Origin of the sequence: Pseudoalteromonas sp. JSTW, assembly GCF_013423925.1 — a bacterium.
GTDB lineage: Bacteria > Pseudomonadota > Gammaproteobacteria > Enterobacterales > Alteromonadaceae > Pseudoalteromonas > Pseudoalteromonas lipolytica.
The window spans coordinates 86342-112882 of the sequence record NZ_CP058973.1 but is presented as its reverse complement, the minus strand read 5'-3'; the positions used below and the strand labels follow the sequence as shown (position 1 = coordinate 112882).

Below are 26541 nucleotides of genomic sequence, written 5' to 3'. Positions count from 1 at the left end.
AAATAAGTTAATATATGTACAAATCTTGAGTGTATTTTATGCAATATGTTGTTTAAGGTGAGCGGTGAAGCAATTACTTTTCTTTTTAATGCTGTGTATTAATTTTAAAGCTTACTGCTTATCTTCTCAGCATACTGAGAAGGCGCTCGTGATTGCTGCAAGTGCCTATCTACCTCCTTATATGATGGAGCGTACCAACAGCGGTATTCAATTAGAAATAGTCAAAGCGGCACTTAAATCACAGGGCATCACTCAGCTTGATATCCACTACATGTCGAATAAGCGTATAGAGCAGCAGCTTATTCAAGGCAAAATAGACATCGCCCTAAATTTTCCTGCCACGGTACATGCTGACGTATATAAAAGTGAGGCATTGCTTTATTATCAAAATGTTGCGATTAGTCTAGCTGCCAGCGAGTTTACAATTAATAGCGTGTACGACCTTGCAGGTAAAAGTGTGTTGGCTTTTCAAAATGCGACAAACTTTATCGAACCGCCCTTTAAATCAATTACTCATATTTTACGCTCTTACGACGAAGTGATAAACCAAGAGGCACAGGTTGATCATTTAATGAAAGGCTGGGTCGATGTCATTATTCTAGAGCGTCGTGTGTTCTTATATTATCTAGAAAAATACAAGCAATCAGCCAAGCATCTTCCTTTTGTGGTCCACCCTATTTTCCAACGTGCGCCAAGACCCGCTTTTTTCAACAATAAGGCACTTAAAGAGACCTTTAATATTGGCCTTGGAAAAATAATTGATTCAGGCGAATATCAAGCGATTATTCGCCTTGATGGTACTGAGTACGCAAAGCTCAGCACCGATAAGTTAAGCAAATAAAGCGACAGTTTGGCGACTGAGTGCGATAAGCTTGCCATCTTCACGCCAAATGCAGCCATCTTCTAAGCCATAACCCCCTTTACTGTGATGGGTGATTGCTTCATACCCAACCCATGCATCAGGTGCAACTTCGGGCTCATCTAAAAATTCAATGTACCATGACATACTACTGGCAGGTGCAGGTTGCTTGAACATTTGTAATAATGTCGGCGGCCAGGCATCTGTTAGCGCAATAATATGTGCCTCAGCCATTTGCGAAGGCCCCTGTTTAAACTTCATCCAGCCACCAAGGTGTGAGGTATCGGCAGCAGAAAATGGCATATTACCATCTTGCAAACACAGCGATACGTGTTGGAAAAACGCAGGCATCATTCCTTCTTTATAAGGGAGGATGAATCGCTCATCTACCGGTTTGAGTTGCATTATTTTACTCACATCAACGCGTACCGCTGATTCTCGATTGGCTCCAAAGCAGGCTTGGGTAATCACGCATACGTCACCATTTTGAATGACTTTGGCAAGTACTTGTGCGCTGTTTTTACCTTCGCGCAATACCTCAACATCAATGGAAAAATCAGTATCAGCCAATAATGGCCCTACAAAGTTGGTGCTCAGTGATAATAAACGACGCGAGCCATCAATATGCTGACGCATAGCTTGATATAATAAAGCGGCCGATAACCCCCCAAACGCGGTACGACCCTGACACCAGTTTTCGGGGAATTGCATGACTTTGGTTTTATCTTTACCAAGCTCACTGGCTTTAGCGAGTAATTGTTCAAAATGCATAAATATCCTTAACATTTATTATTATGTCGTTGGTTATAGCACAGTAAAAGTCATCAGACCAGTTTGTTTGGCACGCCGTTTGGCTTAGAAACTGGCGGTTTTTGCGGAAAAAGTATGCATTTAGAAAATATTTCAAAAAAAAGTAAATTTTTTTCATTTTTATAGTTGAATTCAGTTTGCTGCACCCCTATTTACTAGTCATCGAACGTTTTAACGAATTTTGAAGTTGGAGAAGATTCATGGGTAGAATTATTGGAATCGATTTAGGTACTACTAACTCTTGTGTAGCAGTACTAGACGGTGATAAAGCACGCGTAATTGAAAACGCGGAAGGCGATCGCACAACACCATCGATCATTGCATACACGCAAGACGGTGAAACATTAGTTGGTCAACCTGCAAAACGCCAAGCAGTAACAAACCCAACTAACACATTATTTGCTATCAAGCGTCTAATTGGTCGTCGCTTTGAAGATGAAGAAGTGCAACGCGATATCGGCATCATGCCTTTTAAAATTGTAAAGGCTGATAACGGTGACGCATGGGTTGAAGCACGCGGTGAAAAACGTGCTGCACCACAAATATCTGCTGAAGTACTGAAGAAAATGAAGAAAACAGCAGAAGACTTCTTAGGCGAAGCGGTTACTGAAGCGGTAATCACTGTACCTGCTTACTTCAATGACTCACAACGTCAAGCAACGAAAGATGCGGGTCGTATCGCAGGTCTTGAAGTAAAACGTATCATCAATGAGCCAACAGCCGCTGCACTTGCATACGGTATGGACAAAAACAAAGGTGAAAACGTTGTTGCAGTTTACGACTTAGGTGGCGGTACTTTCGATATCTCAATCATTGAGATTGACGAAGTTGAAGGCGAGCACACATTTGAAGTACTTGCGACTAATGGTGACACACACCTAGGTGGTGAAGACTTTGATAACCGTGTAATCAACTACTTGGTTGAAGAGTTCAAGAAAGATCAAGGCATTGACCTTAAAAATGATCCTCTTGCGATGCAACGTGTTAAAGAAGCAGCTGAAAAAGCGAAGATTGAACTTTCTTCTGCACAGCAAACAGAAGTTAACTTACCGTATGTGACTGCTGACGCATCAGGTCCTAAGCACATGAACGTGAAAGTAACACGTGCAAAACTTGAGTCACTGGTTGAAGACTTAGTTACTAAGTCAATCGAGCCACTTAAGCGTGCACTTGCTGATGCTGATTTATCAGTTAGCGACATTAATGACATCATCCTTGTTGGTGGTCAAACACGTATGCCACTAGTGCAAAAAACGGTTGCTGAGTTCTTTGGTAAAGAACCACGTAAAGACGTTAACCCAGATGAAGCGGTTGCAGTAGGTGCAGCGATTCAAGGTGGTGTACTTGCAGGTGACGTAAAAGACGTACTACTTCTTGACGTATCTCCGTTATCACTTGGTATCGAGACGATGGGCCAAGTAATGACGGCGTTAATTGAGAAAAACACGACGATTCCTACTAAGAAATCACAAGTGTTCTCAACAGCGGAAGATAATCAGTCTGCAGTAACGATTCACGTGTTACAAGGTGAGCGTAAGCGTGCTAGCGATAACAAATCACTAGGTCAATTTAACCTAGAAGGTATTCGTCCAGCGCAACGTGGTACACCACAAATCGAAGTTACTTTCGATGTTGATGCTGACGGTATCTTACACGTATCTGCGAAAGACAAAGATACAGGCAAAGAGCAGAAGATTACTATCCAAGCTTCTTCAGGTCTAAGCGATGAAGAAGTTGAAAAAATGGTACGTGATGCAGAAGCTCACGCTGAAGAAGACAAGAAATTCGAAGAGCTAGTCGCGACTCGTAACCAAGCTGATGCAATGGTTCACGGTACACGTAAGCAAATCGAAGAAGCAGGCGATGCATTACCTGCAGAAGATAAAGAAGCAATCGAAGCTGCAGTTTCAGAACTTGAAGCGGCGATTAAGAGTGACAAGAAAGAAGAGATCGAAGCGAAGACGCAAGCGCTTGCTGAAAAGTCACAAAAGCTTATGGAAATTGCACAAGCTAAAGCACAACAACAAGGTGGTGCTGACGCAGGTGCACAACAATCTTCTGCTAAGCAAGACGACGATGTTGTTGATGCAGAGTTCGAAGAAGTGAAAGACGACAAGTAATTGTTCGTACCGCTTCTGCCTAGCTTAAAAGAGGCTGCTTTATTAGGCCAATTAAGTTAGGATGAATGATTGAGGCGCGCCGGCGATTTCGCTTGACGCGCCTTTTGCATGTATATGGATGGTAAAGCGATACCCTTTATCGGTTTACTTTCATGCAGTGAAAACTGCAGTAAAAAGAGTAGTGTGATAGATATGTCAAAAAGCGATTATTATGAAGTTCTCGGCGTTAGCAAAGATGCCAGCGAACGAGACATCAAAAAAGCGTATAAGCGCTTAGCGATGAAATATCATCCAGACCGTACAGCAGGCGATAAAGAACTTGAAACGAAATTCAAGGAAGTAAAAGAAGCCTACGAAGTACTTACTGATGACCAAAAACGTCAAATGTATGACCAATATGGTCATGCTGCCTTTGAACAAGGTGGTGGCGGTCATGGCGGTGGCTTTGGTGGTGGTCACGGTGACTTTGGTGATATTTTTGGTGATGTGTTTGGTGATATTTTCGGTGGCGGTGGTCGTCGTCAATCTCGCCAACAGCGCGGTGCTGATTTACGTTACAACATGGACTTAAGCCTTGAAGAAGCTGTTCGTGGTAAAGATGTAGAAATTAAAGTACCGACATGGGTAAGTTGTAAACCGTGTGATGGTAGTGGCGCAAAAGCCGGCTCTAAACCAAAAACATGTACAACGTGTCATGGTGCAGGCCAAGTGCAAATGCGCCAAGGTTTTTTTGCTGTGCAGCAAACATGTCCTACCTGTCAGGGTACTGGTCAGATTATTTCTGATCCCTGTGATAGCTGTCATGGTCAAGGCCGCGTCGAAAAGACTAAAACATTATCAGTTAAAATCCCAGCGGGTGTAGATACGGGTGACCGTATTCGTCTTTCAGGTGAAGGTGAAGCGGGGATGCATGGTGCCCCTGCGGGTGATTTATATGTTCAAGTCTCTGTTCGTGAACACCCAATTTTCCAACGTGATGGCAATAACCTGTATTGTGAAGTACCAATTGGTTTCACAACGGCAGCATTAGGTGGTGAAATTGAAGTGCCGACGTTAGACGGTCGTGCCAAACTGAAGATCCCAGCAGAAAGCCAAACGGGTAAAATGTTCCGTATGCGTGGTAAAGGCGTTAAGTCTGTACGCAGTGGTGCTCAAGGTGACTTAATCTGTAAAGTCGTGATAGAAACGCCTGTTAATCTTAATGAACGTCAGCGTGAACTGCTTGAAGAACTTGAGCAAAGCATGGGTAAAGATGGTTCTAAAAATCGCCCAAAAGAAAAAGGTTTCTTTGACGGTGTGAAGAAATTCTTCGATGATTTAACTAAGTAATTTTAGTTAGCTGAATATAAAAATGGCGCTTACTTGTAAGCGCCTTTTTTATGCTTGTTTTAGTGATCTAAGAACAAATAGTTTTGCCAGCTTTTCATTCTGATTAACACTTTTCGCATAACAGAAACATGCTCAAAATGTTCTGAATACACGGCCACTTCGGTACTTGTGCCTTGTGGGAGATGATATTCACTCATATCGTCGGTAATTTTCAGTGTCACGATTGCCCGCCCTTCACGTGCAAAAAACTCACTGCCCATTAGTGTACCTTGTGCTTGAACTTGTCCTTCACCTATTGCTGGTAGTACATCAACGACTTCACCTGCAAAGGTTTTGCCGGGAATGGCTTTAAAAATAAAATCAGCTTTATAGCCAGGCTCTAATCTAAGTAATGAATTTTGTCTAAATGCGGCCACGTAACGAGTGTCTTCTTTGTGTACAAAGGTCATCACCGGGCGCAATGGCATAGGGACGGCAATCATCCCTGGGCGAAGAGTTAATTGGGTAACGTAACCGTCTGTCGGTGCATAAACACGAGTGCTATCAAGGTTAAACTGTGCTTGTTCTAAATGGGCCCTGGCTGCGGCTATTTTGGTTTGTTCACCATTAATTTCTGATTCGTACGCAAGCTTCTGACGTAACTCTTGTGCTTGTGACGCTTCGTAGTTTGCTTTCGCTGCGAGGTAGACTCCTAGTTTATTATCAACTTGGCCTTTTGAATAGGCACCGCTTTTTGCCCCTTTTTCATAGCGTTCGTATTCTTTTTTACTTCGCTCGAATTCTGCTTTACTCATAAGAGTACTTGCTTGTGCTGACTTATATGCGGCTTCTAACCCTAATACTGATTGCGTCGCATCTTGCAATCCAGCCATTGCCTCATTTAGTTTTGCTTTATATAAGGTATCATCTAAGCGAAAGAGTAAATCACCTTTTTTAACCGGCTGATTTGCATTTACCGCAACCTCTTCAACAGTGCCTCTAACATTTGGAACAATGGGGGTGGTTACATAGACACTGCTTGCCATGTTCGAGTGTGGATGATTGTAATTCATCAATAAAATGAGTGTGCCAATTAAAATGACACCGCCGAGTACAGCGGTTGGCACTGTCCATTTATTTAGGGGGATCTTGAATACTTTAAATATGCCAATACATAGTGCGGTATAAGATAGTATTAATAGTAAATCCATATTTTACTTCTCTTTATTATTCGATTGGGCGTTTATTTGTGCCTGTAATGCAGCGACGGTCGCTGACAAGCTAGCGACTTTTTCGGCAAGTTCTTCTTGTTCTTTTTGAATTTGGTTAAACCCCCAGCCTCTGTCGTCGCGCCATAAGGTTGCCCACACCCACAGCAAAGGCCATAACACATGCAGTGTAAACAAGCTGACCCAGCCAGCATAATGAATGGCATCTTGATGAGGGTGATTACGTTTTTTGGCAATCTCGTAGGGAATATCATGGATGGCTATTACGCCATAAAATATTACTACAGTAACAAACACCAGCATAACTAGTGCAAAGTAGTCTAAAAACATGTACTTTCCTTCGTTCTTTCGTTAGTAGAATTTTATAATACGTTAAATTTTATTTTTTCCTAGTTTCTATTTTTATACAAAACATTAGTTTAGCACCACATAGTAGTCTGTATCGGCAAGACACCGACACAGAGTTACATCCTCTGAGAATGCAGTTTTTTGAATTTTTCCCTTATCAAGCCCTAGGGTATGGCACTTATTTTGACAGGCAATATACGCATTCCAAGCTGTGTATTCGTTGCAGATAAAGTTTATGGTGCTTAGTAATGTAATGATAACTATGCACTGCTTTATAAGATAGAAGCAGGTGTGTTTCGACATGATACTGACCTTGCTTGGTGCTCATACCTTTAGTGTAGCGTATGCAGGAATTTTTATTGGTCATTAAAGAACGGTTTTTAATGTGTTTGCTTCTTTCTCTATAACAAACAGTTATGATACTTTTTAATGAAACAGCATTGGTTTTTTAAGGATTAATAGATGACACCTGCAATTAACTTACTCAAAAAAAAGGGAATTAAGTTTAATGTTCTTAGCTACGACCATGACCCCAATAACACACAATACGGTCTTGAAGCGGTTGAAAAGTTAGGCTTACCGGCAGAGCAAGTATTTAAAACGTTGGTACTTGAAGATAACGACAATCATCTGCTTGTTGCGGTGTTGCCAGTTATGCAGCAAGTAAACCTTAAAATGTTAGCCAAAGCGGCCGGTGTAAAAAGGGTGCAGATGGCTGCTCAGCAAAAAGTTGAAAATAGCACAGGTTATATTTTTGGAGGAGTTAGCCCGCTTGGTCAGAAAAAGCGACTTGCTACGTTTATCCACCATTGTGCATCAAACTGTGAGCTTATGTACGTGTCTGCAGGAAAACGTGGTTTAGAGGTTTCGATTTCTGTTCACGACCTCAGTCGCTTAACAGGGGCTAAGTTGGTTGATTTTTGAACATGTCTGTTGTTTTTTCTCTATTTTAGGTATTTTTTATTTGATATAGAGTGCATTCTGTATAAGCTTAATTTGCCTTATTAATGTTAATAACGGTTTATCTAAAAGGATTCAGGATATGAAAAAATTAATTGCTATTTCTGCACTTTCACTACTTCCACTTTCAACTGCAATGGCCGACCAAGATATTGGTTGTGGTTTCGGTTCAATGTTATTTGCAGGTAAAGACGGTAAAGTTGTTAAAGTACTTGGTGCAACAACAAATGGTATTTCTGGTAACCAAACATTCGGTATTACATTTGGTACGCTAGGCTGTGATGGCACAGGCACAGTAACTGCATCAACGAAAGTTGCAACGTTTATTGATGGCAATATGGAACAACTTGCACGTGATATGTCTCGCGGTGAAGGCGAAGCACTTGAAACACTTGCTGAAGTTTGGGGCGTAGAAAGCCAAGATAAAGCGGCATTCAATAAATTAGTGCAAACACAGTTTTCGCATGTTTTCACATCAGAAAATGTGACATCTCAAATTGTACTTGAAAATCTAAACACACTTGTAGCAAATGATGCACAACTTGCATCTTACACTTTGTCTTAATTGACGTTTTTCTTTATAAAGCCCTTTACGGGCTTTTATTCTCTTATGCATAGACTTTTATTGCTCTGTTTAGTGCTCTTTAGCAGCGCTGTTTTTTCTAGTACGGTTACAAAAGATATCGCTTATAACCCTTACTGGCTTAAACTAGGACATTATAATCAGCAACGTTTTTCTTCGTATGAAAGTGAAGTAGACAGTAATGCATTTTTCTTTTCGCCTGTAGGTAAGAGCGATCCTCATGCTGAGCTTATTGCCACGATAAAAGCATTTGAGTTGGCTGATAATAATGAGGCTCAATGTCGTTTTCCTGCTCGCTATAGGTGGCTGAAGGATCATTTTTTTCCGCAGTGGCCTGAACTTTTGTGCCCTGAGATAGATGTTTGGCAACAGCTTATAAACCCTAAAGGTATAACCTTGGTGTTTCCAACTGCGTTTATGAATGATCCCTCATCTATGTTTGGTCATACGTTACTGCGCATAGACGCAAGGGATCAAACTCGCAGTCGTGAACTAATAGCTTTTGCGGTAAATTTCGCTGCTGAACCAGATGCAACAGATAATGCGGCGCTTTACGCTTTAAAAGGCGTTATTGGTCAATACCCCGGTAAGTTCACCTTAATGCCTTACTATAGAAAGGTGCGTGAATATAATGATCTCGAATCGCGTGATATTTGGGAGTATCCGCTTAACTTATCAGAGCCAGAAATTCAGCGTATCTTGCTTCATTTATGGGAGATGCAGTGGGCTACATTTGATTATTTTTTTATTGATGAGAATTGCTCATATCAGCTATTAGCCTTGTTACAGCTAGCGCGTGATGATTTGTTTTTAACCTCGGAGTTTTCTACACACGCAATTCCCTCAGATACAGTTGCTGCATTAAAGCAATATGGGTTATTACAGCCCCCTAAATATCGCGCAGCGTCGGGCACCAAGTTACTTAATTATGAAAGCCAGTTAACCGATGAACAACTTGTCATGGCACAAGCATTACGTGATGGAAAACCTTTGCATGATTTATCACTTTCGGCTAAAGATGCTGTGCCAGTACTCGAAATGGCCTATGAATGGCTTAATTATCAGTACTATGATCAAGGTCTTGCTCGCGACGAAATAGCCCCACGATTAACGCGACTTCTTCATCAACGAAGCCAATATCATGTTGTTTCACCCTTTGAGCCACCCCAAATACCGCGCGTTAGTCCCGAGCAGGGACATGGCTCTGCGCGTATTGGTGCTGTGGTTAGCCACTATGAAAATAGCGCCAACCGTGTTGGTTTAAGTTATCGTGTTGCTTATCACGATTTATTAGATAATGCAGGGGGCTTTATACCCGGCGCCCAAATCAGCTTTTTTGATGTAGAGGCGAGTATTGATAACAACGAGCGCCTTTTTTTAGAGCGTTTATATGTGATAGATGCCATGTCTTTAGCACCTGACAATCGACTTTTTGATTCTTGGTCTTGGAATGTCCGCGTTGGTTATGACCGCCAACCCACGTTAAAAAAGCGAGCTGGCCGTAGCTTTATTCAAGGTGGATACGGTAAATCCTTTGGTGATGCCAACCATTTTCAAAGCTATATTTTAGCGTCGTCTTTGTTGCAAACAGGTTCGTTAATTGATTCGCTTTCATTTGCTTTAGGCAGCGAGGCCGGTGCTATATGGCAAGTGACAGCGTCACAAAAGTTAGCTTTATCAGGCCAAGCATTATGGCTGTTCAATGAGCCCCGCAGTGACAAGCACATTGAGTTTTCTGCGCATTGGCAAATTGCCTTAGCGCAAAATTGGGGATTCAGAAGCTCTTTTGTATATCAAGATTGGCAAGTATCAGAGCAGCAATTTAAACTACAGCTACTGCATTACTTTTAACAGTGTATTTTTGGCAAGTTATACCAGCGTGTTGTGTAATGGGGTGATAAATACTCTCGTTTCATATGCCAGTCAGCGCTAGACGTTTCACTGGCTATGGCTAATGTGCCGATGCCAAAGCGGGCATTTATTTTGTCTAAGCATTGCATTAACTTGGGGTTATCGATGGAGGCTTGAAATAAGTCGGGTTGTTGGAACATGTGGCTTGTAAGCTCTAGTGCGCCAACACCACATTTGTAAAAAAGCACATTGGGTTTGTATAACTGCTCGAATACCTCGCTAATTGCATTAGCAAATACACGGCTGTCGGCGGTGGCGATATTGAACTCATAAATATACGATTTTTTGTAGTAGCCTTGTTGGTGTGGTGAACTGGCGACAAATATCAGTAAACGTTGAGTCAGCGACCCTTGAGCGCGTAGTTTACGCGCTACAATAGCGCTGTGATTAATCAATGCGGTTTTTAGCGTTATGGGATCTGTTACGCGCTCACCAAAGCTACGTGTTGAAAAAATTTCTTTTTTATCTTGGCGTACATCATCCCAGCTCAAACAGCGTTTGCCACATAGTTCATTAACGGTACGCTCAAGTACTACACTAAATAAGCGTTTCATTTTTCGGGGGTCTTGCTGTGCAAGATCAAGTGCGGTGTTAATGTTCATTAACTTTAGCTTTTTAGCTAACCGTTTTCCCACGCCCCATACATCTTGTATATCCATGGCGCGTAAAATATTGACCCGTGAAGACTCAGAATCTATGACGGCAACACCATCAAACCCCGGTAGTTTTTTGGCCGCATGGTTTGCTGCCTTTGCAAGTGTTGCCGTAGGACCAAACCCTACGCCCACGGGCAGTTTTGTTTCACGCCAGACTGTACGTCGAATGGTATGCCCATAACGATACCAATCAGTTATGAGTGGATTAAAACCGTTAAAATTTAAAAAAGACTCATCAATCGAATAAATGTGTTGGTTATCACAAAAGCGACCTATCACATTCATCATACGCTCGCTTAAATTTGCGTAAAGCTCATAATTAGAAGAACGGATCACAACCTGATGATCAAAGAGGTATTGTTTAACTTGAAAATAAGGTTGAAACTTTGGGATCGCAAGCTTGCGAGCAATAGGGCACACAGCACAAATACAGCCATCGTTGTTAGTTAGAACCACAACGGGTTTACGACGAATCGACGGGTCAAAAACTTTTTCTGCACTGGCATAAAACGCCACTGCATCAACTAAGGCGTACATGATAGTAGTTCTTTGCTACTGCGGTGCATACGAATAGAGCGGGTAACAACACCTTCGAGTTGAAATTCATCAGAATCTCTTAACTGCACTGCGGGGTACTTGGCAGAGGCTGACAATAACTGTGCATTGTGTTTGTCGAGTAATTTACAAACAAATAAACCGTTTAAGTTTGCGACGATTACATCGCCATTTTTAACATCTTCAGCGCGATCAACAAGCAATAAGTCGCCATCAAAAATACCGACACCTTGCATTGATTCTCCCGACGCAATACCAATAAAAGTCGCATCGGGGTGCTTAATTAACAGCTGATCTAATGATAAGCCAAGTTCTTTGTATTGAGCCGCAGGTGATTCGAAACCACATACGCCTGCTTCAATATAAATAGGAATAACACGCATAAAAAAACCACTATACTGTATGTTTGTACAGTATAGTGGTTTATCGTAATCTTGCCAATGTGATTAACGGTCGATACGGTTAATATTTTCGATCATGATTGTGGCTGTCGAAATGAATTCGCTGATTTGTTGCTCTGTTAACCCTTGGCACAGAGTCTTGTCTACCTCTTGCTCGGCGACCTCTAGGCGTGAGAACAAAGCACTCCCTTGTTCTGTCAATGATAAAATTAAGCAGCGTTTATCATTTTCATCAGCGCATTTTGTAATTAATGCGAGTTTGAGTAGTTCTTTAATAAGCCGTGCTATTTGTGCTTTGTCACGGCCTGTTTTAGCGACTATATGATTAGCAGTACAGTGGTTGGTTTCAGCAATAATGTGTAAACAGCGCACATGGAGGGCATTTAAACCTAATTCATTCGCGTTAATCGCATTACGTACTGTGACACGGTAGCTCTGCGCCAGTGTAAATAAAGCTGAAGAAAGTGATGTTTGTGACATGATTTACCTAGTTAGTTGACAAAGTCAATTAAAAGTATATAGTTGATTATATCAACTAATGGGGCAGTGTAAAACTTTATAGGAGACAAACATGGCAAAAAAAGTTCGTCGTGCAAATGTATTAAATACCACGCGCATTTCGCCGCACTTACAACGGATCACGGTTGGTTCACCAGACTTTGTCGATTTTCCACTCGATGCGAAAGGCGCTTACGTAAAAGTGTTATTTCCGCATCCAGGTGAATACCACGTAGAACAAGATCTAAACGCTGAGCATCCTGCAATTATGCGCTCTTACACAATTCGTGATATTGACCCTGTAACACGTGCTATAACACTGGATTTTGTTATTAATCAACATCAGGGAACTGCGACAAATTGGGCAAAGAACGCATGTATTGGTGATGAAGTAGGGATTGCTGGGCCAGGTCCTAAAAAATTGACTGATTTTGAACAGGCTCAATATTTAATGCTTGCAGACCTCACATCTATCAATGCTATCAATGGTTATCTGCACGTACTTCCAAGTAGTGCGCATGTTGATGTTCTCATTCATATTGAAGATAAAGACGATATTATTGAGCTTGAGCAAAACAAAGCGGCTATTAATCACAGTGTTCATTGGCTTGTCACCAATAAGCCAGAAACAGAACTTTTAGACCAAGTAGCACAATTATGTGGCGGGTATAACACCCAGCCTTTGGTTTTTATGGCGCTTGAAGCAAATCTTGTTAAAGAGATTAAACGCTTAGTAACCAGTCGCTTTTCTGTAGCGCGTGAGCACATTGTTGCATCTGCATACTGGAAACGTGGTATTGATGCAGATGGACTAAAAGTGGAAAAACAGCAACAAAGCCGTGCTTAATTAGCATTTGAAAAAAGCACATTCGCACTCATTATAACGTTATCAACCCCATTATGGAGAGCTTATGTCTGAATTAAGCGGTATGCCTTTTTCATTGCTTGAACTGAGCCCAATGAAAGAGAACGAAACAGTTTCACAAACCCTTGCTAATAGTGTTGCCTATGCACAAACTGCCGATGAGCTAGGCTTTAATCGCTTTTGGATGGCTGAGCATCATAATATGCGTGGCATCGTATGTGCGGCGACATCAGTACTTATCGGTCATGTTGCAGGAAAAACGCAGCGTATCCGTGTCGGTGCGGGCGGGGTCATGTTACCTAACCATCCTCCTTTAGTTGTTGCTGAGCAATTTGGCACGCTTGAAAGTCTATATCCTGGTCGTATTGATTTAGGCTTAGGACGTGCACCCGGTAGCGACCCCATTACAAGTCGCGCGTTGCGACGCGATGAGCAGCGTGCTGAGCATTTTGCAGACGAAGTCACCGAGTTACAAAGTTTATTAGGCCCCTATAAAGGTGACTCACCTGTTAGGGCTATTCCCGGTGAAAATACAAATGTTCCTATTTGGTTATTAGGATCAAGCTTATACAGCGCTCAATTAGCAGCGAAAAAAGGGTTGCCATATGCATTTGCAGGTCACTTTGCGCCACGATTTGTTCATGATGCTATAGCGTTGTACCGACGCGAGTTTCAACCATCAGACGTATTAGATAAACCTTATGTGATGCTTGGGTTACCCGTTGTGGCTGCTGATACTGATGAGCAAGCACAGTTTCTGGCTACAACTTCAAAGCAGCGAATATTAGCCTTAATGCGCGGTCAAGCATTGTGGTTAAAAGAGCCGATTGCAAGTATGGATGGACTGTGGTCACCTCAAGAAAAAATGCAAGTTGAAAGCTTTTTAGGGCTTGCTGTTGTAGGTAGTCAAGCGAGCGTTAAGCATAAGTTGAGTATGATTAAAAAAGAGCTACAGGTTGATGAGTTTATTTTTACTAACGACCTGTACGAATTGAGCGACAGACAACACGCGCTGACGATACTTGCGAACATAATGAGTTAATCGGTTACGGTGCGTAATGACGTAAATTACGCACCACACTGTGTGTCTGTTTTCTCATAATTAAACGGTTTTTTGAATTGAACTGATTTAATTATTCTATTTTAAGGATTTAAATAAACCCAATACACTGTCAATATTAACTACAACCCTAGGAAGGTGCACCGTGAAATCTCAAACAATTGCCAACGTCGAGCCACAAACAAAAACAGCATTAATTGCTGAGGGGGGCGGGCAACGAGGGATTTTTACCGCAGGTGTATTAGATGCATGGTTAGAAGAAAACTACGATCCATTCGATTTATTTATTGGCACATCAGCAGGTTCACAAAACTTAACCAGTTATCTAGCCAGACAAAAGGGTTACGCAAAACGCCTTATTAGAGGGCTGTCGCGGCATAAACGTTTTTTTCAACTGGGGCGTGGCTTAATTGGCAAAAGTATTGTTGATCTTGATTGGTATTTTGATAAAACCAAAGAAGTAAACCGCGCCCTTGATTTCAAAACAGCAACACAAAGTTTAGGCCAACGAGAGCTGTTAATAACAGCCACTCATGCAATTGATCGTAAGCCCTATTACTTAACACCGACAGGTGAAGACACGCAGTGGCTTGCATTACTAAAAGCGTCTAGTGCACTGCCATTCTTATATAGAGATGGGGTTAACTTAACGCCTTGGTTTACGACCAAAGCTGCTAATGATGCCATTATTCAAAGTGCAAATACTGACTTAGCAAATAATGTGTTTTTAGACGGCGGCTTAGCTGCACCACTGCCTGTTAAAGAAGCTTATAAGCGAGGCGCTCGCGATATTGTGGTTATAAGAACGGTTGATAAAGACTTTCAAGTGCAATCTGAATGGGTCACTAAATTGAGGTCACTCGTGAGTGTGTCTGGCTATTGCCCAAAAACAATCGATTATTTATTGCAACATGAACAAGCGTATCAAGATGAACTTGATTTTATAGCCAATCCCCCAAGCGATGTGCGTATTACGCAAATATTCGCAGGCGACAAACTGCGCAGTAAATTATTAGGGAGCACAGACTCTGACTTGCGATTTGATCATAAATTAGGATTAGCAGCAGGCCGTAAGTTTTTAGAGGGTACGCACTGCAATTAAACACATTACTTACTTGAGATATTTGTAAATAAAGTTAAAGTGGTTAGCTAACTATTCACTTTTAGTGATTTTTTATTCTAAAAAATAACAATAAAAGGCTAACCATGTTCAATTCTGCTGTCGGTGCTATTAATAATCTATTGTGGGGAGACGGCCAGCTCCTCATCTATATTCTTCTGTTTGCTGGTATTTGGTTTTCAGTACGGCTAAAAGCCATTCAGCTTCTTAAATTTCGCCATATGTTCAGTTTATTAAAAACTAGCAGCAGCACAGATAAAAATTCTATCAGTTCGTTTCAAGCATTGTGCACCGGGTTATCTGCGCGAGTAGGGACAGGTAATTTAGCCGGTGTTGCGGTAGCAATATCGTTAGGCGGTAGTGGTGCTATCTTTTGGATGTGGGTTATCGCGATACTGGGAATGGCAACAGGTTTTGCAGAAAGTGTTTTAGGTCAAGTATATAAAGTAAGAGACGCTAATGGCGACTTTAGAGGCGGGCCTGCTTATTACATTGAACAAGGCCTTGCGAGTCGGTGGCTTGCCGTGTGTTTTGCCTTTTGTTTATTCCTTGGTTACGGCTTCACATTTAGTGCGATGCAAACTAATACCATAACAGATGCTCTGAACTACGCTTTTGAAATCCCCACACTGTATTCAGGGATTGTGATCACACTTTTAGCGGGAAGCATTATTTTGGGTGGCTTTAAAGCAATCGCCCGATTTGCAGAGCGTGTAGTGCCCGTAATGGGCATTTTATTTGTACTGGCTGCGGTGAGTATTACTCTATTAAATCTAGGCAAGGTACCTGAAATGATTGAGGATATCTTACTTTCTGCATTTGGCTTACAAGAAGCGGGCGCTGGGGCCATGGGCGCCGCAATTAAAAATGGTATACAACGAGGACTGTATTCAAACGAAGCCGGTGCAGGCAGTGTGCCTCATGCCGCAGGTTGTGCATCGCCAATACCTAACCATCCTGTAACGCAAGGTTATATTCAAATGCTTGGTGTGTTTTTCGACACAATTGTGCTGTGTAGTTGCACAGCGGTGATCATACTACTCGCTGATATTGATATAACTGGCGAAATGGAAGGCATTCGCCTAACGCAATCTGCGATGACAGCACATATGGCTGCTGGTGGAATTTATTTTGTAGCTGCGGCCATTTGCTTGTTTGCATTTACCTCAGTTGTTGCAAATTACGCCTACGCAGAAAGCAACCTTCATTTATTTAAACTAGACAATAAATTTGGGCGAACAGTGTATACCGGCCTTTACTTATCGATGATGATTTGGGGAGCCTCAGCGACTCTTAAACAAGTATGGGATTTAGCCGACATCGCTTTAGGGTTGATGACAGTGGTAAATGTTATCGCTATCATACAGTTAACACCCACTATATTGGCAGTGACCAAAGATTACAACACGCAATGTGCCGAAGGAAAAGACCCCGTATTTAACGCCGAACATGTTAAAGTACAAGGACACACTGAGCCGGGTATTTGGCGTCAAAAACAAAAATGATGAGAAAAGCAGTACATGATTGATATTTACGCAGGGCCAACCGCTGCAAAAACAATACGAGAGCAGGGACTCTCTGCAGATCTTTTTAGTACATTTTTAGGTGCGAGTGGTGGACCTAAATGGTTTACTTTGTTCGGTCTAGATAAGTACCTATTCGGCGAGTTTTTTAAACAGCGAACACAGCCTTTAAATTTAGTAGGTTCAAGTGCTGGCGCTTTTCGTGCGGCCTGTTTTGCGCAAAATGATCCTGTGGCTGCAATATCACGCTTAGCTAAATCGTACTCCGAAACACGCTATTCCTCTAACAAAGCAAAGCCAACTGAAATAACAGAAAAAGCACGATTGCTTCTGAACTATGTATTTGCTGAAAACGGTATTGAAGAAATTATTAATAACCCCGTTTTTAAGGCGCATTTTATTGTTGCTAAATCAAATGGTTTTACGGCTTCAGAAAACAAAGTTATGCAGCTAATGGGGTTATCAAAAAGTTACCTATTTAACAGAGTAAATAGACGGTTGTTGAGCAAACAATATGAACGTTTCGTGTTTCAACCTGCGAATAGTAATCTGTCCTTTAGTGACAATAATACCTTTAATACTCAAACAGTTGAGCTTACAGAAGCTAATCTAGCCGATGCTTTACTTGCATCAGGCTCAATTCCGTTAGTAATGCAAGGCATTAAAAATATACCAGGCACACCGCTAGGTATGTACCGAGATGGCGGTATTATTGATTACCATTTTGATTTAACAATTCACAATGAAGGGTTAATACTTTATCCGCACTTTAATAATAAGCCAAAAGCAGGGTGGTTTGATAAAAACCTAAGCAGGGGGATCACACCGCGTAATTACGATAATGTGGTGATGGTTACACCTTCAGCAAAGTTTATAGCGTCATTACCCTACAATAAAATACCAGACAGAACAGACTTCACAGTACTTGATGCCGACACGCGTATAAAGTATTGGCAACATGTTCTTAGCGAAACCGAACGATTAGCAGAAACATTTCATCTGCTATGTAATAATAACGATTTTAAAATAAACATAATTACTTAAATTGATTAATGAGTGCGGTTTGCTCCGTTACTTTCGATAATAATCCTTCGCACAATTGCTGGGCAGAATGACCAAGCGAAGTACATTCATGCGCAAAATCTTGCGCTGCTGATATATTGGCAGCAATTGCTTGACTGGCTGCTAATTGGTCACTAATTGCTTGTGAAATAATACTATTAAGTTCGCTTAACTTAACCGATTGTGCGTTGATATGTTGTAAACTTTCGCCGCTTTTATGGGCTAAACTCACGCTTTCTGAAGACAACTTGAGGCCATCAGACATCGCATTTTGTGCTTCTTTAGATGCCCCAGTGAGACGATTTAAAACAGTATTAATTTCTTCGGTTGATTGCTGAGTCCGTGAGGCGAGGGCGCGTACTTCACCCGCAACGACAGCAAAACCTCTACCTTGTTCACCAGCACGTGCTGATTCAATCGCGGCGTTTAATGCTAATAGATTCGTTTGCTCTGCTATGGCATTTATTTCCGATAAAATGGAGACAATATGCTTATTACCCTCCACTAAATTCACAACTTGCTCGCTGGCTGAGTGAAGTTTTTTGTCCAGCTCGTTTATTGAATTAATCGTTTGTTGTACAGCTTGTGACCCTTGCTCTGTTGATTTCATCGCCGTTTCGGCTGCTTGGCTTGTGTCTGTTGTACTCGATGATAAGTCATTTATCGACGCTGACATTTGCTCCGTCGCAATAACAATTTGTGACACTTCGTCAGCTTGTTTACTTAATAGTTCAGTAACATGGTGTCCAGTTTCAGCGCACTGTATTGCATTATTATTTACTCCCATTGTTACGTCATTAACACGCCCGACAATCGCTTTAAGTTTTGCTTGTTGCATTTCAAATGCTAAATTCAAATAGCCAATGTCATCATTTGTTCCTGAGTATAAGTAAGCCATTAAAGGGTTATTGTATATGTCTTTTGCTTTACTAATTAGCTGTGTGTAGCGCCTACGCCAAAAGAACATCAGACTATTTATAGTAGCTAAAACGATGAGTAATACCGTATTCAATATTTCAAAGCCATTGATCAAAACAGAGGCTAAAGCCGTAACAAAACACGCGGCTAAAAGGATGCTAATAAATAAAGTTACATCATACTTTTTTGATAACGCGCGAGATTTTTGTCCATCATTGATTTTTTTATATTCACTGCTGGCACGTGCTACAACATCATCATTTGGTTTAGTACGTACTGACTGATATTCAATTGTTCGATTATTTTCATCCCTGATAGGAGTCGCAAACGCATTAACCCAATAATAATCACCATTTTTACAGCGATTTTTAACCGGTCCCATCCAAGATTGGCCATTTTGTAAATGTTTCCACAGGTCAGCAAAAGCAAGTTTTGGCATATCAGGGTGGCGAACAAGATTGTGTGGCTTGCCTTTCATTTCATCTAAATCATAACCGGCGATTTTGCAGAAATCTTTATTCGCATAAGTGATATGACTTTTAAGATCGGTTGTCGAAAGGAGAATATCTGATTCAGAAAATTTCACTTCGTTGTTAGTTATTTTTGCTTTTATCACGTAGAAATCATCCAAGTGTGTCGTTAGCTATCAATAAAATTCATCAATTTATCGGTTGAAGTTTAAACATTATTTATAAAAAAAAGATGTTAACCAGTACCAATAAATTGACTGTTGTCTTAGATCAATTTAGCGCTAAGTCAGTGAAAAATAACTAGGAAAATTCTGTTTTTGTATTTGGAAGGTAAATACTTTTTAATTATTTAAGGGATTAAAAAAGAGAACTCACTATAATAAAAAAGAATATTCCGAATCAATTATCTTTAAATCAGAGTATATTGGGATAGTTTATTTTATAATGCTAAGCATGTGCGCCATGCTTAGATTTTATATTTAGGGGCGGAGTCTTGTGTCGTTTTCACATGGATCACCATCATAGTCTCCATCCATGTCTGTATTAGGGCAGTTTTTAATAAAAAAAAGTGCTTCTTCAAGCGAGGTCATCTCACTACAGTATTGCCTGCCATCACAGACAAATTTGCTCTCATCTGTTAAATAGGGTCCGTTACGTTTACGAGTATACTTTGTCCGAATGGGGTCAATAACTTCACTCTGTAATGTGTCTATTGGCGAAATGCCGCCATAATTTGTTGCATAATATTCCCAACCAAACAATCCAATAATGATTAGTAGCAATAATTTTCTCACGTGACTTCCTTTTAGTATTGTCATAAAAATGAGTGTATTTATAGTCAGCGAAAGCTTTCGCATACCTAACTAAAATGGCTTACTATGATAGGGAGGTTATACAATAATTTTAAGTGATATTCGGATTTGAGAAAGAAATCTGAAATTTCGCAGAAGCTAGTGTATTAGGATATAGCAATTAAATTAAGCCCATAAATTACGTTATGTTAAATAGGCTGTAATAAATAAAAGTGGGCGTTATGTACTAACTAGCCCACTTATAGAAGGTTTTTTATTTACTGATTTAGCTCAGAATCTACCCAAAATTTAGTGCCTTTAAGAACCGCTTGAAGCGCCAAGCCATTTTCGGTTAAAGAATATACGGTAACTTGATCGGCTATCGCTTCGGCAACTAAAGCGCCACCTTTATCTTCATATTTAGCGGCTGCATCTGCGTTGCCACCAAACGCCCATCCATGCTCGATGAAACGGTTTACAGCAGCCTGATTATGAAAAACCATAACAACATTGAAATCTTTAACACCTAAACCGAGGCCTAAACCTGCTTCGCCCATGTTCATGTAAGTTGATTTACCTGTTAGGTTGTTTTTAACAACACCGTAGCCACCGCCAAAACTTGCCAAAACTACATTTACATTGGCATTATCGAAAACAGCATAGCCAGCTGAGTTAGCAATTTGTTGTTTCACATCAGGTTTTTCTGCATATAATGTGTTTAGAGTGTTTGTTTTCATACTCTGGACTAGCGCCCGTTTTTCACTCGGAGAGGCACTGCCGGTAGTAGCACAACCCGACAAAACGGTTGATAATATGATTAAACTGATTGCAATAAACTTTTTCATACATATTCCTTGAATAATTGTATGGCAAGATAGTAATTAAAATACTCGTTAATTTAAGGATATCTTAAGTCCAATACTAGACAGTATCGGACTTTGTGTTACTCTTATAACTAGTTATTTTACAAGATATTTATACATTATGCTCGTTGCTCTAGTCGATACTATAAAACAACTTCGTTACCAAATTGCCCACCTAGAAGATGATACTCTAGCAACAGAATATCCAGAACTTGATACATTTATACACCAGGTTGGATTGACTGTTGCTGAATCAAAAAATGACTTGGCTTTTTTGTATCAGTTTCTTTATGTTTATGGTCGAAAATCCGAAGCGACATTTAATCGATTTAGAAATGAACTTGAACGTTTTTGTTTATGGTCTTGGCTCATAGCTGAAAAATCAGTTTTTGAGCTAAAACGTGAAGATATTGAAGCTTATGTTGATTTTATGGTTGAGCCAGAATCAGCGTGGTTATCAAATTCAGTTCAATGGCGATACAAAGATGAACAAGGTATTCGACGATTAAATTCTAATTGGCGCCCTTTTATCGGAAGAGAAAATATTGCTAGTCAACAAACGTTAGCTGCAATGTTTACTGCATTAAATGTATTTTATAAATTTGCCATTCTAGAAGAAAAAACATTCGCTAACTTTGTACCTGTTGTAAAAAAGAATAGCCCATATTTGGTTGTGCAATCTCAAATTAAAATTCCAGACACATTAAGTGATATACAGTGGGAGTATGTATTCGGTGTAACGCGTGATTTATGTGAAGAACAACCTGATCTTGAGCGAAACTTATTTACGCTTGCATGCTTAAAAGGATTGTATCTACGGATTTCTGAATTGTCGGAACGGCCGCAATGGTCACCGGTAATGTCACATTTTTGGCAAGATAATGATGGGTTCTGGTTTTTACGTATCATGGGTAAAGGCAATAAATTACGGGATGTAACATTAAGTGAGGATTTTATTACTTACCTAAAACGTTACCGATTATACCGTGGGTTACCCGCCCTGCCCCGAGTTGATGAAGCCGAACCTTTAGTTCACAAAATTCGTGGAAAAGGTGGTATGACGGTTAGACAAATTAGACGTTTAGTTCAACAAAGTTTTGACTTGGCGAAAAAATCATTACTTGATGATGGTTTTAAAGATGATGCAGAACAACTTGAAGCTGCCACAGCACATTGGCTTCGACATACGGGTGCAACACACGATGCACAAACTCGCCCTTTAAAACATTTATCTGAAGATCTTGGTCATGCAAAAATAGCCACAACAGATCAAATTTATATTCAAACTAATATTAAAGAAAGAGCAAAGTCAGGGATGAAAAGGAAAGTATAATGGAATACACCATATTGGCCATTGTTGGTTGTGCGTTGCTATTTTACTCAATGACAATCCGCCAACTTGAGCGCACCGAAATCACCGGACCAATGTTCTTTGTATTGGTCGGGATTGGAATGTCTTACTTATTACCCAGTGAATTTAAGCTTGGTGAAAATGGACTCAATGAAATTTTACCTTTAGTTGAGTTAACGCTAAGTATTTTTTTATTTACCGATGCAGCTAAATCAAAGTTAAGTGTATTGCAGCATAGTTTTCAGTACCCTAGCCTGCTTTTATTTGTAGCATTACCACTCACATTACTTGCAGGGGTTGCCGGTGGTTTATTTATATTTTCTGAGCTATCACTATTTCAATCTGCACTTATTGCAATTATTTTAACTCCGACGGACGCGGCGTTAAGCAAAGGTATTTTAGAATGCTCGTCGGTTCCTGAAAAAATTCGAGAAGGGATCAATACTGAAAGTGGCTTAAACGATGGATTATGTGTGCCAATATTTTTAGTTTTATTATTGCTAGTTCAGAATCCAGATAGTGCTGTGACAACAACAGATACTCTCGTTGTTTTTATTAGAGAATTGGGAGTTGCGTTTTTGGTTGCCGCAGTTGCAACAGCGATATTTATTCCATTCCTTAAGGCTGCTTTGGCGCGTCATTATTTTGCAAACAATAGTAGTCCATTTTTATTGATTGGTTTAGTAATGGCGATCTTCTCGTTAACGCAAAACTTTCATGGTAGTGGATTTATTGCCGTATTTGTCGCTGGGTTATTGTTTGACTATTTTTCACCAAGAAAAATTCGTCTTACTTTAGTTAAAGACTCGGAGCATATCGCAGAATTTATAGCATTACTCATTTGGTGTTTGTTTGGGTTTGTTTGTGGACATTTAATAATTAATGATATTACTTGGCCTATTGTTTTTTATGCATTACTTAGCGTGACCTTATTTAGAATCATACCTGTATTACTTTCTTTATTTTTCACAGACTTAAATAGAAAAGATAAATTGACGTTTGCCTGGTTTGGACCAAGAGGTCTTGCGTCAATTGTATTTACACTAATGGTTATGGATACAACAATTGCTAACAAAGAACAAATTGCGACAGTAACGTTAACAACAATTCTTTTCAGTGTTTTTATTCATGGCATGAGTACCAAGCCTATTGCGAATAGCTATAAATAAAAAGGCGCTTAAAGCGCCTTTTTTATAACAGTTCTGCTATTAATTGCAGTGGATGTCTTGGTTTATATTTTTCGTAACGCTTTACTTGGCTACGGCAAGAAAATCCAGTAGCCAAAATAGTTTCGGGTTCACTATTTTCAATAAGTGGTTTCCAACTCATTTCGTACAATGCGCGTGAGTTTTCTTGATTTTGTTTTTCATGACCATAAGTGCCAGCCATACCACAACAACCTGTACTTGTTGTACTCAAAGATAAACCTAAATCAGAGAAAATATTTTGCCAAACTTTTGAGGCATTTGGCATCGCTGTCGTTTCAGTGCAGTGGCTTAATAATTTAAATGGCACAGCACTTTTTGCCGACAGTGATACGTTTTTAAAGTTTTGTGTTTGTAACCACTCATGAGCAAGTTCAACTTTAAAATCACCACGCGTTTCTTTTAGTATTGATACATACTCATCGCGGTAACACATAACAAGTGACGCATCGAGACCAACCAATGGAGAGTTTATTTCAGAAAGTGAATTTAAAAACTCAGCCGAATTTTTTGCTGTAATTTTAAATTCATTTAAAAAACCTTTTACGTGCTGGGCTTTTCCATTTGGTTTAAAGGGTAACAGCATTGGTTTTTTACCCAGCGCTTTTATTACTTTTATAAAACTCTCAACCAATTCAGCTTCGTAAAAACTGGTAAATGGATCTTGAACAATAAGAACATACTCAGCTTGTTCATCACTGGTAAGTGATTTAAGTAATTCAAAATTGAACATGTCATTTTTGTTTACGCGTTTCGAAAGTTGAGGAACACTTAACGTTGGTGTATCTACATAGCCAATTGTATTTTTTATTAAACTAGAAACCAGTTTTGTATTTACAATTGGATTCACTACCTTCGCAAATTTAGCCATGACAGGTGCCGTTTGTTCGATACCTGCCACTAAATAATCTTTTAATGGCCGCGCGTAGTAACTGTGATAGAAATTTAAAAACTGCGATCTAAATGTTGGCACATCTACTTTTATAGGACAGGCTGTTGTACATGCTTTGCATGCTAAACATTCGTCCATTGACTCTTTCACTTCATGCGAAAAATCATAAACGCCTTTTTTCTTATCTCGGCTATGCTGAAAACGTTCCCACCACGTGATTACTTCTCCATTGATAAGTTCTTTTTCAACATGTATTAAATCAATATTTTCTGATTCTTGAAGACGCAACCATTCGCGCATTAAACCTGCACGTCCTTTAGGTGAGTAGCGTCTGTCACCCGTTACTTTATATGAAGGGCACATTGGAGAATTTTGATCATAGTTAAAACAAAGTCCATTACCATTACAAGTCATGGCGTTATTAAATTCTGTTTTAACGTCAATAGAAATTTCTTTATCAAACCATGCTCGCTTTTGATCATCAACAGAAACGAGGGAGTCTTTACTTTCAAGCGGTGTACATATTTTACCGGGATTAATGCGATTGTCTGGATCGAAAGCTGATTTAATTTTTCGTAGTTGAGTAAATAAATGCTCACCAAAAAATTCTGGTCCATACTCACTACGATAACCTTTACCGTGCTCGCCCCACATTAAACCACCATATTTAGCGGTAAGTTTTACAACTTCATCTGAAATATGGCGAAGTAATTTTTCTTGCTCAGGATCACACATATCTAGGGCTGGACGCACATGTAAAACACCCGCATCAACGTGGCCAAACATACCATACTGAAGATGATGACTATCAAGAAGTTGACGAAACTCAACAATAAAATCTGCCAAATTTTCTGGAGGTACGGCAGTATCTTCTGCAAATGCGAGCGGCTTTTGACTACCTTTAACATTGCCTAGTAAACCAACAGACTTTTTACGCATGGCATAAATTTTTAGAATATCGGCTTTATCATTTGTAAGTTGATAACCGATCACACCATGTGTTTCGTTTTTAACGCAGTCATCTAACAATCTACATAGCGTGTCTATTTTTTCTTTAATATCATCCGGTGATACAGCATTAAACTCAACCATGTTGAGGCCTTGCATATCTTTATTATCAACATCGGTTATTAAGTCCGATACTGAATGCCAGATGATATCTTCCCGTGCCAAGTTAAGCACTTTACTGTCGACTGTTTCAACAGACGTTGCATTTGCGGCGACCAAAAAAGGTGAATGACGCAATGCTGAATCAAAACTATCGTATTTAATATTGATTAAGGTTTTAAACTCAGCAATTGGGGTAATATTAAGTTTGGCTTCGGTAACTATACCTAAAGAACCTTCAGATCCCGTAATTAAACGACTCATATCAAAAGTTTGTAAGTCGTCAGAAAAAATATGTTCTAAGTCATAACCGGTTAAAAAACGATTTAATCGTGGGAATTTTTGCAAAATTGCATCACGATTATTGAGTCCAATATCCATTACCGTTTTATACAACTTGCCGACTGTTGAGTTTTGCTCAGCAACTAACTGTGCTTTTTCGATAGGCATGGGTGAGGTAGACATTTCAGTTCCATCGATTAGGTATGTTGTCAGACCTAAAACATGATCACTGGTTTTACCGTAGACAAGCGAGCCCTGCCCTGATGCATCGGTATTTATCATTCCACCAATTGTTGCTCGGTTACTGGTTGATAAATCAGGTGCGAAGAAAAATCCATAAGGCCGTAAAAAGTCATTAAGCTGATCTTTAATGACACCTGTTTGCACTCTTACCCAGTTTTCCTCAACATTTATTTCTAATATTTCACGCATGTAGCGAGATAAATCAACGACGATACCAGGAGTAAGAGACTGACCATTTGTCCCTGTGCCACCGCCGCGAGGACCAAAAGTCAGTGACAGAAATGGATCTCGAGAGGCGATTTGCATTGCAAGTTGAATATCTTTCGCCGTTTTTGGAAAAATAACTCCTTGCGGTACTTGCTGATAAACACTGTTATCGGTCGATAAGCTTAATCGCGTAGAATAACTTGCGTCTGTGTCACCCGAAAAACCTTGTTTTACAATAGTTTCTAGGTAGTTAGCGACTAACTCAGAAGCGACTTGTTGTTGACTTATTGTTGCTATCATGACGGTGATAAATTAAGGCATTTCGTAAATTATATCATGCTAAT

The 26541-nt window shown here is 40.1% G+C and carries 23 protein-coding genes; 13 read left to right on the top strand and 10 right to left on the bottom strand.

Annotated features, from left to right (window positions below; genetic code table 11):
* The first annotated feature begins 64 nt into the window (after nt 1-64).
* Nucleotides 65-841: an ABC transporter substrate-binding protein gene (locus GZH31_RS16830; RefSeq protein ID WP_230236346.1), complete on the top strand. Its 777-nt coding sequence runs from the start codon at nt 65-67 to the stop codon at nt 839-841.
* On the opposite strand, the gene GZH31_RS16825 is transcribed toward GZH31_RS16830, so the two are convergent.
* The gene (locus tag GZH31_RS16825) at nt 830-1630 is read right to left on the bottom strand and encodes a thioesterase family protein (protein ID WP_074989156.1); all 801 of its coding nucleotides are present in this window, start codon (nt 1628-1630) and stop codon (nt 830-832) included. The two genes, GZH31_RS16830 and GZH31_RS16825, sit on opposite strands and share 12 nt — an antisense overlap.
* 239 nt (nt 1631-1869) lie before the next feature.
* Here GZH31_RS16825 and dnaK point away from each other — a divergent pair, with 239 nt between their 5' ends.
* Both dnaK and dnaJ read left to right on the top strand, forming a co-directional pair.
* Nucleotides 1870-3789: a molecular chaperone DnaK gene (dnaK, locus tag GZH31_RS16820; protein WP_065979170.1), complete on the top strand. Its 1920-nt coding sequence runs from the start codon at nt 1870-1872 to the stop codon at nt 3787-3789.
* A 192-nt stretch (nt 3790-3981) separates the two neighbouring features.
* Nucleotides 3982-5118: a molecular chaperone DnaJ gene (gene dnaJ / locus GZH31_RS16815; protein WP_036972987.1), complete on the top strand. Its 1137-nt coding sequence runs from the start codon at nt 3982-3984 to the stop codon at nt 5116-5118.
* A gap of 59 nt (nt 5119-5177) precedes the next feature.
* Here dnaJ and GZH31_RS16810 read toward each other — a convergent pair whose 3' ends face one another.
* Together GZH31_RS16810 and GZH31_RS16805 are read right to left on the bottom strand one after the other, a co-directional pair.
* Entirely contained in the window at nt 5178-6308 is a 1131-nt protein-coding gene (locus tag GZH31_RS16810; RefSeq protein WP_074989157.1) for an HlyD family secretion protein, read from the bottom strand.
* Between the two features lie 3 nt (nt 6309-6311).
* Complete coding sequence (locus tag GZH31_RS16805; protein WP_036972677.1) at nt 6312-6656, bottom strand: DUF3302 domain-containing protein; 345 nt, start codon at nt 6654-6656, stop codon at nt 6312-6314.
* A 480-nt stretch (nt 6657-7136) separates the two neighbouring features.
* Between GZH31_RS16805 and ybaK the strand changes: the two genes are divergently transcribed.
* The 3 genes from ybaK (at nt 7137) to GZH31_RS16790 (ending at nt 10068) form a co-directional block, all read left to right on the top strand.
* On the top strand, nt 7137-7598 hold the full coding sequence (gene ybaK, locus GZH31_RS16800) for a Cys-tRNA(Pro) deacylase (protein WP_065979172.1): 462 nt from the start codon (nt 7137-7139) through the stop codon (nt 7596-7598).
* A 118-nt stretch (nt 7599-7716) separates the two neighbouring features.
* Nucleotides 7717-8199 (top strand): DUF3015 domain-containing protein, encoded by a 483-nt coding sequence (locus tag GZH31_RS16795; protein WP_065979173.1) that lies wholly within the window; start codon nt 7717-7719, stop codon nt 8197-8199.
* Between the two features lie 45 nt (nt 8200-8244).
* A complete protein-coding gene (locus GZH31_RS16790; RefSeq protein WP_118844966.1) occupies nt 8245-10068 on the top strand; it encodes a DUF4105 domain-containing protein in 1824 nt (607 codons plus the stop codon).
* On the opposite strand, the gene GZH31_RS16785 is transcribed toward GZH31_RS16790, so the two are convergent.
* From GZH31_RS16785 to GZH31_RS16775, 3 genes are all read right to left on the bottom strand, one after another.
* A complete protein-coding gene (locus tag GZH31_RS16785) occupies nt 10065-11321 on the bottom strand; it encodes a Y-family DNA polymerase (RefSeq protein ID WP_118844967.1) in 1257 nt (418 codons plus the stop codon). The two genes, GZH31_RS16790 and GZH31_RS16785, sit on opposite strands and share 4 nt — an antisense overlap.
* Entirely contained in the window at nt 11309-11722 is a 414-nt protein-coding gene (locus GZH31_RS16780; RefSeq protein WP_036972666.1) for a LexA family transcriptional regulator, read from the bottom strand. Before GZH31_RS16780 ends, GZH31_RS16785 begins: the two co-directional genes overlap by 13 nt.
* A gap of 63 nt (nt 11723-11785) precedes the next feature.
* A complete protein-coding gene (locus GZH31_RS16775) occupies nt 11786-12220 on the bottom strand; it encodes a MarR family winged helix-turn-helix transcriptional regulator (RefSeq protein WP_065979176.1) in 435 nt (144 codons plus the stop codon).
* Nucleotides 12221-12311: 91 nt separating this feature from the next.
* Here GZH31_RS16775 and GZH31_RS16770 point away from each other — a divergent pair, with 91 nt between their 5' ends.
* The 5 genes from GZH31_RS16770 to GZH31_RS16750 all read left to right on the top strand — a co-directional run bounded on the left by GZH31_RS16770 (nt 12312) and on the right by GZH31_RS16750 (nt 17850).
* A complete protein-coding gene (locus GZH31_RS16770; RefSeq protein ID WP_180311840.1) occupies nt 12312-13085 on the top strand; it encodes a siderophore-interacting protein in 774 nt (257 codons plus the stop codon).
* A gap of 64 nt (nt 13086-13149) precedes the next feature.
* Nucleotides 13150-14145 carry an LLM class flavin-dependent oxidoreductase gene (locus GZH31_RS16765; protein WP_036972660.1) on the top strand — a complete coding sequence of 332 codons (996 nt, stop codon included), beginning with the start codon at nt 13150-13152 and terminating at the stop codon, nt 14143-14145.
* A gap of 163 nt (nt 14146-14308) precedes the next feature.
* Nucleotides 14309-15265: a patatin family protein gene (locus GZH31_RS16760; protein WP_118844969.1), complete on the top strand. Its 957-nt coding sequence runs from the start codon at nt 14309-14311 to the stop codon at nt 15263-15265.
* Nucleotides 15266-15369: 104 nt separating this feature from the next.
* A complete protein-coding gene (locus tag GZH31_RS16755; protein ID WP_180311839.1) occupies nt 15370-16788 on the top strand; it encodes a sodium:alanine symporter family protein in 1419 nt (472 codons plus the stop codon).
* A gap of 15 nt (nt 16789-16803) precedes the next feature.
* Nucleotides 16804-17850 carry a patatin-like phospholipase family protein gene (locus GZH31_RS16750; protein WP_180311838.1) on the top strand — a complete coding sequence of 349 codons (1047 nt, stop codon included), beginning with the start codon at nt 16804-16806 and terminating at the stop codon, nt 17848-17850.
* Here the strand turns inward: GZH31_RS16750 and GZH31_RS16745 are convergent.
* The 3 genes from GZH31_RS16745 to GZH31_RS16735 all read right to left on the bottom strand — a co-directional run bounded on the left by GZH31_RS16745 (nt 17843) and on the right by GZH31_RS16735 (nt 20892).
* Nucleotides 17843-19372 carry a PAS domain-containing methyl-accepting chemotaxis protein gene (locus GZH31_RS16745; RefSeq protein ID WP_180311837.1) on the bottom strand — a complete coding sequence of 510 codons (1530 nt, stop codon included), beginning with the start codon at nt 19370-19372 and terminating at the stop codon, nt 17843-17845. The genes GZH31_RS16750 and GZH31_RS16745 overlap by 8 nt on opposite strands.
* Before the next feature lie 363 nt (nt 19373-19735).
* Nucleotides 19736-20050: an excalibur calcium-binding domain-containing protein gene (locus tag GZH31_RS16740; protein ID WP_244223171.1), complete on the bottom strand. Its 315-nt coding sequence runs from the start codon at nt 20048-20050 to the stop codon at nt 19736-19738.
* Nucleotides 20051-20325: 275 nt separating this feature from the next.
* Nucleotides 20326-20892: a YSC84-related protein gene (locus GZH31_RS16735; protein WP_036972643.1), complete on the bottom strand. Its 567-nt coding sequence runs from the start codon at nt 20890-20892 to the stop codon at nt 20326-20328.
* A gap of 139 nt (nt 20893-21031) precedes the next feature.
* Here GZH31_RS16735 and GZH31_RS16730 point away from each other — a divergent pair, with 139 nt between their 5' ends.
* The gene (locus GZH31_RS16730) at nt 21032-22243 is read left to right on the top strand and encodes a tyrosine-type recombinase/integrase (protein WP_036972641.1); all 1212 of its coding nucleotides are present in this window, start codon (nt 21032-21034) and stop codon (nt 22241-22243) included.
* Nucleotides 22243-23430: a sodium:proton antiporter gene (locus tag GZH31_RS16725; RefSeq protein WP_075593356.1), complete on the top strand. Its 1188-nt coding sequence runs from the start codon at nt 22243-22245 to the stop codon at nt 23428-23430. The genes GZH31_RS16730 and GZH31_RS16725 overlap by 1 nt, the downstream gene beginning before the upstream one ends.
* A gap of 22 nt (nt 23431-23452) precedes the next feature.
* Here GZH31_RS16725 and GZH31_RS16720 read toward each other — a convergent pair whose 3' ends face one another.
* Nucleotides 23453-26497 (bottom strand): FAD-binding and (Fe-S)-binding domain-containing protein, encoded by a 3045-nt coding sequence (locus tag GZH31_RS16720; protein WP_180311835.1) that lies wholly within the window; start codon nt 26495-26497, stop codon nt 23453-23455.
* Between the last annotated feature and the right edge of the window lie 44 nt (nt 26498-26541).

Excerpts from the sequence above, each read along its gene's own strand:
- GZH31_RS16750 (WP_180311838.1), top strand. The coding sequence starts at position 16,804 with ATGATTGATATTTACGCAGGGCCAACCGCTGCAAAAACAATACGAGAG.
- GZH31_RS16720 (WP_180311835.1), bottom strand. The coding sequence starts at position 26,497 with ATGATAGCAACAATAAGTCAACAACAAGTCGCTTCTGAGTTAGTCGCT.
- GZH31_RS16810 (WP_074989157.1), bottom strand. The coding sequence starts at position 6,308 with ATGGATTTACTATTAATACTATCTTATACCGCACTATGTATTGGCATA.
- dnaJ (WP_036972987.1), top strand. The coding sequence starts at position 3,982 with ATGTCAAAAAGCGATTATTATGAAGTTCTCGGCGTTAGCAAAGATGCC.
- GZH31_RS16775 (WP_065979176.1), bottom strand. The coding sequence starts at position 12,220 with ATGTCACAAACATCACTTTCTTCAGCTTTATTTACACTGGCGCAGAGC.
- GZH31_RS16790 (WP_118844966.1), top strand. The coding sequence starts at position 8,245 with ATGCATAGACTTTTATTGCTCTGTTTAGTGCTCTTTAGCAGCGCTGTT.
- ybaK (WP_065979172.1), top strand. The coding sequence starts at position 7,137 with ATGACACCTGCAATTAACTTACTCAAAAAAAAGGGAATTAAGTTTAAT.
- GZH31_RS16780 (WP_036972666.1), bottom strand. The coding sequence starts at position 11,722 with ATGCGTGTTATTCCTATTTATATTGAAGCAGGCGTATGTGGTTTCGAA.
- GZH31_RS16765 (WP_036972660.1), top strand. The coding sequence starts at position 13,150 with ATGTCTGAATTAAGCGGTATGCCTTTTTCATTGCTTGAACTGAGCCCA.
- GZH31_RS16755 (WP_180311839.1), top strand. The coding sequence starts at position 15,370 with ATGTTCAATTCTGCTGTCGGTGCTATTAATAATCTATTGTGGGGAGAC.
- GZH31_RS16795 (WP_065979173.1), top strand. The coding sequence starts at position 7,717 with ATGAAAAAATTAATTGCTATTTCTGCACTTTCACTACTTCCACTTTCA.
- dnaK (WP_065979170.1), top strand. The coding sequence starts at position 1,870 with ATGGGTAGAATTATTGGAATCGATTTAGGTACTACTAACTCTTGTGTA.
- GZH31_RS16770 (WP_180311840.1), top strand. The coding sequence starts at position 12,312 with ATGGCAAAAAAAGTTCGTCGTGCAAATGTATTAAATACCACGCGCATT.
- GZH31_RS16785 (WP_118844967.1), bottom strand. The coding sequence starts at position 11,321 with ATGTACGCCTTAGTTGATGCAGTGGCGTTTTATGCCAGTGCAGAAAAA.
- GZH31_RS16725 (WP_075593356.1), top strand. The coding sequence starts at position 22,243 with ATGGAATACACCATATTGGCCATTGTTGGTTGTGCGTTGCTATTTTAC.
- GZH31_RS16730 (WP_036972641.1), top strand. The coding sequence starts at position 21,032 with ATGCTCGTTGCTCTAGTCGATACTATAAAACAACTTCGTTACCAAATT.
- GZH31_RS16825 (WP_074989156.1), bottom strand. The coding sequence starts at position 1,630 with ATGCATTTTGAACAATTACTCGCTAAAGCCAGTGAGCTTGGTAAAGAT.
- GZH31_RS16735 (WP_036972643.1), bottom strand. The coding sequence starts at position 20,892 with ATGAAAAAGTTTATTGCAATCAGTTTAATCATATTATCAACCGTTTTG.
- GZH31_RS16805 (WP_036972677.1), bottom strand. The coding sequence starts at position 6,656 with ATGTTTTTAGACTACTTTGCACTAGTTATGCTGGTGTTTGTTACTGTA.